The sequence below is a fragment of the Pseudomonas sp. BN515 genome (assembly GCF_029873155.1).
Lineage (GTDB): Bacteria > Pseudomonadota > Gammaproteobacteria > Pseudomonadales > Pseudomonadaceae > Metapseudomonas.
The window spans coordinates 54,483-63,333 of the sequence record NZ_SSOH01000074.1; the positions used below are offsets into that span (position 1 = coordinate 54,483).

General features: G+C 65.7%; 8 protein-coding genes. 5 read left to right on the forward strand and 3 right to left on the reverse strand.

What is annotated here, in order from left to right; translation table 11 throughout:
• The first annotated feature begins 25 nt into the window (after positions 1 to 25).
• Both E8E91_RS20485 and radA read left to right on the forward strand, forming a co-directional pair.
• Positions 26 to 304, forward strand: coding sequence for a hypothetical protein (locus tag E8E91_RS20485; RefSeq protein ID WP_280378320.1), 279 nt, complete (start codon positions 26 to 28; stop codon positions 302 to 304).
• 43 nt (positions 305 to 347) lie between these two features.
• Positions 348 to 1,715, forward strand: a complete 1,368-nt coding sequence (radA, locus tag E8E91_RS20490; protein ID WP_280378321.1) for a DNA repair protein RadA — start codon at positions 348 to 350, stop codon at positions 1,713 to 1,715.
• Between the two features lie 297 nt (positions 1,716 to 2,012).
• On the opposite strand, the gene E8E91_RS20495 is transcribed toward radA, so the two are convergent.
• The 3 genes from E8E91_RS20495 to E8E91_RS20505 are packed head-to-tail and all read right to left on the reverse strand — an operon-like array spanning position 2,013 to position 5,766.
• Positions 2,013 to 2,381, reverse strand: coding sequence for a PilZ domain-containing protein (locus E8E91_RS20495; RefSeq protein ID WP_280378324.1), 369 nt, complete (start codon positions 2,379 to 2,381; stop codon positions 2,013 to 2,015).
• 51 nt (positions 2,382 to 2,432) lie between these two features.
• Entirely contained in the window at positions 2,433 to 4,598 is a 2,166-nt protein-coding gene (locus E8E91_RS20500; protein WP_280378327.1) for a hypothetical protein, read from the reverse strand.
• Positions 4,585 to 5,766 carry a DUF3142 domain-containing protein gene (locus tag E8E91_RS20505; protein WP_280378330.1) on the reverse strand — a complete coding sequence of 394 codons (1,182 nt, stop codon included), beginning with the start codon at positions 5,764 to 5,766 and terminating at the stop codon, positions 4,585 to 4,587. The genes E8E91_RS20500 and E8E91_RS20505 overlap by 14 nt, the downstream gene beginning before the upstream one ends.
• Before the next feature lie 171 nt (positions 5,767 to 5,937).
• Here E8E91_RS20505 and E8E91_RS20510 point away from each other — a divergent pair, with 171 nt between their 5' ends.
• The 3 genes from E8E91_RS20510 to E8E91_RS20520 all read left to right on the forward strand — a co-directional run.
• Positions 5,938 to 6,444, forward strand: a complete 507-nt coding sequence (locus E8E91_RS20510) for a DUF3015 domain-containing protein (protein ID WP_280366883.1) — start codon at positions 5,938 to 5,940, stop codon at positions 6,442 to 6,444.
• 154 nt (positions 6,445 to 6,598) lie between these two features.
• The gene (locus E8E91_RS20515; RefSeq protein WP_280366887.1) at positions 6,599 to 8,665 is read left to right on the forward strand and encodes a carbon starvation CstA family protein; all 2,067 of its coding nucleotides are present in this window, start codon (positions 6,599 to 6,601) and stop codon (positions 8,663 to 8,665) included.
• 10 nt (positions 8,666 to 8,675) lie between these two features.
• The coding region (locus E8E91_RS20520) for a YbdD/YjiX family protein (protein ID WP_280375704.1) at positions 8,676 to 8,851 on the forward strand (176 nt) is incomplete at its 3' end.

Below are 8,851 nucleotides of genomic sequence, written 5' to 3' on the forward strand. Positions count from 1 at the left end.
ATCTTTTCTTCCCGGAGCCTTTGCCATGACCGCTGCCATCCTGGTGTCCGGCGTGGGCATGATGCCTGCGTCGTCCATTTCCCCTGAGCGCCTGGAAGCCATCGAACGTCTGGGCCGCCTGCAAAGCCAGCTCGACCTGTTGCAACTCCGCATCCGCCGCGTGGAAGAGGGCAGCGAGCCGGATGACGGCTCCAGCCTGACCATGCTGCAGATGCGCCTGGATGGTCTGCTCGAGGACCTCGAACGCCAGCGTCGACGCGCCAGCGGCCAGTGCTGCAACTGCGGCGGCGGTTGCCGAGGTTGATCCGCTATCATGCGGGCTTTCGTGTTTCTGACGGAGTCCGCTGATGGCCAAGGCCAAGCGCATGTATGGCTGCACCGAGTGCGGCGCCACCTTCCCCAAATGGGCCGGCCAGTGCGCCGATTGCGGGGCCTGGAACACCTTGGTTGAAACCGTGCTGGAGGGCGCCGCGGCGTCTTCCTCGGGCGGTCGCGGCGGCTGGGCTGGCCAGCAGGCGCAGATCAAGACCCTGGCCGAGGTCAGCGTCGAGGAAATGCCGCGCTTTTCCACCGCGTCCACCGAGCTGGACCGGGTTCTCGGCGGCGGCCTGGTAGACGGTTCGGTCGTGCTGATCGGCGGTGATCCGGGCATCGGCAAGTCCACCATCCTGCTGCAGACCCTCTGCAACATCGCAGCGCGTTTCCCCGCGCTCTATGTCACCGGTGAGGAGTCCCAGCAGCAGGTGGCCATGCGCGCCCGCCGCCTGGGCCTGCCGGAAGACAAGCTCAAGGTCATGACCGAGACCTGCATCGAAGCCATCATCGCCACCGCACGGGTGGAACAGCCCAAGGTGATGGTGATCGACTCCATCCAGACCATCTTCACCGAGCAATTGCAGTCTGCCCCCGGCGGTGTGGCCCAGGTGCGCGAGAGCGCAGCGCTGCTGGTGCGTTTCGCCAAGCAGAGCGGCACGGCGATATTCCTGGTCGGCCACGTAACCAAGGAAGGTGCCCTGGCCGGTCCTCGCGTGTTGGAGCACATGGTGGACACGGTGCTCTATTTCGAGGGCGAGTCCGACGGCCGCCTGCGCCTGCTGCGGGCGGTGAAGAACCGTTTCGGCGCGGTCAACGAGCTAGGCGTATTCGGCATGACCGACAAGGGCCTGAAGGAGGTTTCCAACCCCTCGGCGATCTTCCTCACGCGCGCCCAGGAATCCGTGCCCGGCAGCGTGGTGATGGCCACCTGGGAGGGATCGCGGCCCATGCTGGTCGAGGTCCAGGCGCTGGTGGACACCAGCCACCTGGCCAACCCCCGTCGAGTGACCCTGGGCCTGGACCAGAACCGCCTGGCCATGCTGCTGGCGGTGCTGCACCGCCACGGTGGCATCCCGACCTATGACCAGGATGTGTTCCTCAACGTGGTGGGCGGTGTGAAGGTGCTGGAAACCGCCTCCGACCTGGCGCTGATCGCCGCCATCATCTCCAGCCTGCGCAATCGTCCGCTGGCCCATGACGTGCTGGTGTTCGGCGAGGTAGGGCTTTCCGGCGAGGTACGTCCGGTGCCCAGCGGCCAGGAGCGCCTGAAGGAAGCCGCCAAGCACGGCTTCAAGCGCGCGATCGTGCCCAAGGGCAACGCGCCCAAGGAAGACCCGCCCGGCCTGACCGTGGTCGCGGTGACCCGCCTGGAACAGGCGCTGGATGCGCTGTTCGAGTAGCGGGAATTCTTCCCTTCGCGATTGAAATCGCCCCCACAGGAAAAGCGAGCAGCATTTAGCCTGCACGGACAGCTCCCTCTCCCGCTTGCGGGAGAGGGTTGGGGTGAGGGGCTTTTGGCAGACCTGCGGTCTGCTTGGCGATTGAATTCGCCCCCACAGGAAAAGCGAGCAGCATTTAGCCTGCACGGACGGCTCCCTCTCCCGCTTGCGGGAGAGGGTTGGGGTGAGGGGCTTTTGGCAGACCTGCGGTCTGCTTGGCGAATGAATTCGCCCCTACAAGAAGCGGCTGCCGAGGGGCTATTCCTCGCCCAGCGCGGTCAACTCGCGCTCCAGCAGCTCTTCGCTACCGAGGTTGAGCTCCACCAGGCGGCGCAGGTGGCTGATGGAGTCCAGGTCGATATGACGGCAGATGAAACCGAGCTGGTCGCCCTGGGCGCGGGTCAGTTCCACTTCCATCGCGACCTGTATGTCGGCCCCCAGGTCGATGCGGACATCGAAGGGCATGGCCGGGTCGCCATCCCACTCCGACGGGCGAATCACCAGCAGGCCCTTGAGGGAAATGTCGTGCAGCTCCGCAGCCCAGCGCTTGTCGCCCTGCGCGATGGTGGTGGCGGCATCGAAGTTGATGCGGTGGAAGCGCCGACGTTCGCTGGCGATTTCACTCATGTTCATGCTCCTGCGAGATTTCAACCACTATAGACAAGGCTCTTCGCGCCTTCATTCGCCCCGGCGCCGCCTGATCCACAAAATCATTGCCGCAATTGCCAGCACGCCGGTTCCGGCCAGCAGGTACTTCCACGGGCGCAGGCTGCTGCGCAACCACTGCCCGCGCTCTTCCCAGACGCGCTTGCCGGCGGCATCGAAGTCCGGCTCCTCGCAGTTCTGGCCGAAGTTGACGGCCCAGGGCACGTACGGTCCCTGCTGCACGTAGCGCCGGTAATGGACACGTGCGCCTTCCAGGTCGCGGTAGAGCAGCCAGCCGGTGGCCTTGCACAGCACCGCGGCGAAGGCCTGGCTGCTCCGGGGCAGTTGGTCGGCGGCGCGGTCAGCGAGCTGCGCGGCGACCCAGCGATAGTGGTAGCGGGTATTGGGCTGGGCCAGATTGGTGTTCTGCCGCTCGGCCTCGTCGGCGCTCAGCAGCCCGCTTGCTTTCTGGCGGTCGACCTGGAGCAGGGCGAAGGAACCGCCGAGGCTATGGAAGTCTGGCGACATCTCGTAGCCCAACAGTTCCATGCCCTGTTCACGGGCGATCACTGCCGCTTCATACAGGGCTTCGGCACGGCCGGTGGCGGTCCAGCGGTTCTCCGCTTCTTCCCGGGCGTGGCCATAGCGGCGGGCGGTTTCGCGCAGTTCGTCGCTGTCGAAATAGGGCAGCGCCTCGGCGAAATGGCCTTCACGCAGGAGGCGTCGTGCCAGCAGATCACGCAGTTGGGCCGCTACGGGGCGTGGCTGGTAGCTCTCGCGCTCTTCGGCTGTCTGCGGTTTGGCTGCCGCTACCTTGGCGTCGACATAGCCCTTGAGTTCTTCCAGCGTGAGCACCCGCTCGGCGACGGCGGCGGCATCCCACCAGTAGAGGTCGCCGCTGCGGTAGAGCAGGTCGAAGGCGTCCAGGTAATCGCCGCGCTGCAAAGAGAGGATGGCGTTTTCGCCGTCCACCCGGCAGCGCGGTTTCACGTTCTCGTAATCCCAATTGGCCGTGCGCCGGGTGCCCCAGTCTTCATCTTCGGGGAAGGCGCGCGCGGCCTTGGCGTAGGCTTCGGCGGCACGGGTGGCATCACCGTCGCGCAGGGCCAGCTTGGCTCGCAGCCACCAGGCCAGACCGCTGTCGCCGGCTTTGGCGAGGAAGCGCTGGGCATCGTCGTAGCGACCGAGCTGGTAGCTCAGGGCGGCCAGGCGATCGGCATTGTCCAGATCGCTTGCAGTGTTCTCGACCAGCAAGGAGCCGAGGCGATCATCCCCATTCGGCTCGCCATCGAGGCGGCTGAGCAGGCGCGCGGTCAGCAATTGCTGGACCTCGGGAATGGCCAGCAACGGCATCAATTGTTCATCGGGCAAGCGGATGAGTTCGGCCGAAAGCTGGCGCAGCGAGCTGTAGCCGGTGGCGGAATGGTGGGCGGTCTGGCTGGCGTAGAGGCGGATGGCGCCGGCCCAGTCGCCAGCCAGATAGGCCAGGCGGGCCTCTTCGCCGAGGCTGGCGATGCCCAGTTCCAGCGGGTCGGAGTAACCCTGGGCGGTGAGCTGGCGGGTCTGACTGAAAGCATCGCGCGCGACCTCGGTGGCTTGTCGCATGAATAGCCGCTGGTCTTCTTCGCTGCGTTGGGTTTCTTCTGCAGGTACGCCCTCGGGATTTCCTAGGCTGGCCTGTGCCCGGCCCAGGGAATAGGCGGCCCAGGTGCTGCGCAGGCGACGTTGTTCGGGCGGCAGTTGCAGGACCCTCTGGAAGTAGTCGGCGGCCAGTTGGTAATCCTGCTGGGCGAAGGCGACCGCACCAGCGCTGTAGAGGCGCAGCTCGGCGGGCAGGTCCAGGCCCTGGTCCTCCACCTGATGGGCGTCGGTCAGGGTTCGCAGGTGCCGGACCTGCTGGTAGAGGGGCTCGCCCAGTTCCTTCTGTTCCACTTCATCGCGCTGCTGGAGGTAACGTTCCCCGCCGTCGTCCCAGTAACCCACCAGGGTGGCATCACCTGACTGGCCGAGGCCGGGGACCGGTTTGCCCAGTCGCGCGACCTCGAAGGCGAAGTTGCCTTCGGGCAGCTCGGCCAGGGTCTGGGCGCGGTCGTCCAGCAGGCTCAGGGGAAAGTCCGGCCCGCACGCCTGCGCGCTCAATACCGGCAGGCAGAGCGCGATGGCGAGGGCAAGGCGAGTGCGGCGTTCAGGGGTAGACACGGGATCCTCCTTGATCGAGATGTTCGCAGCGGGCCCAACCCAGGGCGCGCTGTTGGCCGGCGGCGAGCCGGCCTTCGTTGAGACGGGTGAAGACCAGGCGGTCGGTTGCGCGCTCCAGGCGAAAGCCGGCCAGGGCGTCGGCCGCTTCGCAGGACTGGGCCGGCAGTTCGATGCGTTCCGGCAGGGGGCCGTCGAGGTTGCCCAGGTTGGTGAGGGCTAGCTCGTGCAGGGGGCCCGACTGCTGGATCTCAGGCCGGATGTCGGTGTGCAGGGCTTCGCCACGCGCCACGGCCTGCAGGGTCGCCAGCCGCCAGGCACGGCGATCGCCGGCCAGGGGCAGGCGGAACCAGATGACGCCGGTCAGGTGCTCGGGGCGGTCGCGGCGCAGGTTGGCCAGCAGTTCAGCCAGTTGCTGCGGGTCGGCCTGGAGTTCGCGGCGTGGTCCGGCGATGGCCAGCGGGCTTTCGCTCTCGACCCGGCCATTCACCAGGGCGATGCCGTAGGCGGGCAGGGCGAGCAGGAAGGGGCGGTCGCTGACATCGTTCCAGCGCTTTGCCCAGGCCTGTGCCCGTGTGGGGTCGAACAAACCATTCTCCGGGGCGCTCACCGCATGGACCTGCAACACGCTGCCATCCACTTGCCGAAGCAGATCGGCCAGAACCGGGCTGTCGAGCCAGGCGGGCAGGGCGGTGATGCTGAGCTTGAGATCCGCCGGAAGCGCCTGGCGAAGGTCGCGGAGAAAGTCCCGGTACCCCGGCAGGCGCGCGCTGGCGCAATCGTGATCGATCTCCAGACCCTGCATGACAACACCCTGGGCGCGCCAGTGGTCCACCAGGGCGAGGATGTCGGCGCGGGTGCGTTGCAGGTCCAGGTCCAGCAGTTGGCCGTCCAGGCGGACCACTGCGACCAGTGGGCGGCCGTCGGCGGCGAGCAGTTCACGGTCCACCTGAATGTGCGACCAGCCCGCACCCGGATGGGCCTGGGCGGCGAGCACCCGCAGGGTGGAGAAGTCGGCTCGGCTGGCGGCCAGGGCTTCCGCGTGGGCCGGGCGCCATTGCCGCTGCCATATATAGAGTTGCTGGTCGAGCGGCGCGCGGGTTTCCTGCTCGCAGCCAGAGAGCAAGAGCAGCAAAAGGATGAAGGCTGCGCGAAGGTGTGAAGAAGGCATGGAATCGGCGCGCTCTGGAGCGGGCTCCTTGGGTAATTGAGCCTGACTGCGGCGAATTACATCCGTAATCCCGGTGGCCGACAAGGTATGCCGGGGCTGGTTTGACAGTTCCCGATACGTCGCCAAAGCTGCTTATGCGGTTTTTCTATAAATTCGTGCGGAGCGCAAATAATGGATAAGCGACTTCTGAAAAAGGGTTTGATCGTGGGGCTGCTCAGCGCCGCCAGCGTGGCGGCGCAGGCTGACCAGGCGGGGGGCGGTGGTTGCGGTTGGGGCAACATGCTGTTCGAAGGTCAGCGCGGGCTGGTCCCGCACCTGCTGGCCACCACCACTAACGGAACTTCCGGTAACGCCACCTTTGGCTTGACCTCGGGTACCAACGGTTGCGATTCCAGCGTGCGCCTGGGCTATGGCGGCCGCTCCATGCTGGCCATGAACGGCATGCTCGACAACATTGCCGAAGACATGGCCCAGGGCAAAGGCGAGGCGCTGGATGCCTATGCGACCCTGCTGGGCATCGAACAGTCCGATCGCGCCCACTTCGCCCAGGTCACCCAGGCCAATTTCTCCACCATCTTCTCCTCGCCAGACGTGACCGGGGACCAGGTGCTCGCCGCCACTGTCGACGTCATGAGCCGCGACCAGCAGCTGGCCCGCTATGCCAAGCAGCCGAGCTAAGTCCAGCAGCGCATAAGAAAGCCGGGCCTTGCCCGGCTTTTTTCTAGCCCCCTGTCGCTGAAAGGGCCATTCCAGACCCGGTTCGGTCACCGGCTGCTTCCAGAGGGACTAAGCTTGTGCGGCAGCCTGTCTGTTCATTCATTCGGAGTTCCCTATGAACAATAACAACAGCGTCCTGCGCCACCTGCCCTGGGCAGTGCTGGCTGTGGCCGGGGCCTGCGCCCTGGGCGTTGTCGCGTTGCGGCGCGGCGAGGCGATCAACGCACTGTGGATAGTGGTAGCTGCCGTTGCCCTCTACCTGGTCGCCTATCGCTACTACAGCCTGTTCATCGCCACCAGAGTGATGCAGCTCGATCCAGCTCGCGCCACGCCGGCCGTCCTCCACAATGACGGCCTGGATTTCGTTCCAACCAACAAACACGTGCTCTTCGGGCACCACTTCGCTGCCATCGCTGGCGCCGGCCCGCTGGTGGGCCCCGTACTCGCCGCGCAGATGGGCTACCTGCCCGGCACCCTCTGGCTGATTGCCGGTGTGGTACTGGCCGGTGCAGTGCAGGACTTCATGGTGCTGTTCATTTCCAGCCGCCGCGATGGCCGTTCCCTGGGCGACCTGGTACGGGAGGAAATGGGCCAGGTGGCAGGCACCATCGCGCTGTTCGGCGCGTTCCTGATCATGATCATCATCCTCGCGGTGCTCTCGCTGATCGTGGTGAAGGCCCTGGCCGAAAGCCCGTGGGGTATGTTCACGGTGATGGCGACCATCCCCATTGCGATGCTGATGGGGATCTACATGCGCTATATCCGCCCGGGCCGCATCGGCGAGATTTCGGTGGTGGGCGTGGTCCTGCTGCTGACTTCCATCTGGCTCGGTGGCCAGGTCGCCGCCGACCCGGTCTGGGGGCCGGCGTTCACCTTCACCGGCGTGCAGATCACCTGGATGCTGATCGGTTATGGCTTCGTCGCCGCCGTGCTGCCGGTGTGGCTGATCCTCGCCCCGCGTGACTACCTGTCCACATTCCTCAAGATCGGCACCATCATCGCTCTGGCCATCGGCATCCTGATCACCATGCCGGAGCTGAAAATGCCGGCGCTGACCCAGTTCGTCGACGGCACCGGTCCGGTATGGAAAGGCCCGCTGTTCCCCTTCCTGTTCATCACCATCGCTTGCGGTGCGGTATCGGGCTTTCATGCGCTGATTTCCTCGGGCACCACGCCCAAGATGCTGGCCAGTGAGTCCCACGCCCGCTACATCGGCTACGGCGGCATGCTGATGGAGTCCTTCGTCGCCATCATGGCCATGGTCGCCGCCTCGGTGATCGAGCCGGGCGTGTACTTCGCCATGAACAGCCCGCCGGCCGTGGTCGGCGCGGATGTCGCCAGTGTGGCGGCAGCGGTGAGCAACTGGGGCTTCGCCATCACCCCCGAGCAACTGGAGGCGACCGCCAGGGACATTGGCGAACACACCATCCTGGCCCGTGCCGGCGGTGCGCCGACCCTGGCCGTGGGTATCGCGCAGATCCTCCACCAGGTGCTGCCGGGTGAGAACACCATGGCCTTCTGGTACCACTTCGCGATCCTTTTCGAGGCGCTGTTCATCCTCACTGCCGTGGATGCCGGTACCCGCGCCGGTCGCTTCATGCTGCAGGACCTCTTGGGCAACTTCGTCCCGGCCCTGAAGAAGACCGAGTCCTGGACCGCCAACGTCATCGCCACCGCCGGTTGCGTGGCCCTGTGGGGCTGGCTGCTGTACCAGGGCGTGATCGACCCGCTGGGTGGCATCAACACGCTGTGGCCGCTGTTCGGCATCTCCAACCAGATGCTGGCCGGTATCGCCCTGATGCTGGGTTGCGTGGTGCTGATCAAGATGAAGCGCCAACGCTATGTGTGGGTGACCCTGATCCCGGCCACCTGGCTGCTGATCTGCACCACCACCGCCGGAGTGATCAAACTCATCGATCCGAACCCCGCCGTCGGCTTCCTGGCCCTGGCCAAGAAATACAGCGACGCCCTGGCTGCGGGGCAGGTGCTGGCGCCGGCCAAGGACATCGGCCAGATGCAGAACGTGATCTTCAACGCCTACACCAATGCGACCCTGACCGCGCTGTTCCTCTTCGTGGTGCTGAGTGTGCTGTTCTACGCCATCAAGGTGGGCCGCAATGCCTGGATGAAACCGGAGCGCACCGACAAGGAATCGCCGTTCCAGCCGATCCCGGAAGCCTGAGGAGGGCACCATGTTCAATGACCTCAGCCGCATGGGTAAGTACCTCGGGCAGGCCGCACGCATGCTCGTGGGCATGCCCGACTACGACAATTACGTCGAGCACATGCAGCGCAAGCATCCGGACAAGCCGGTGATGAGTTACGAGGAATTCTTCCGCGAGCGCCAGGAGGCGCGTTATGGCGGCGG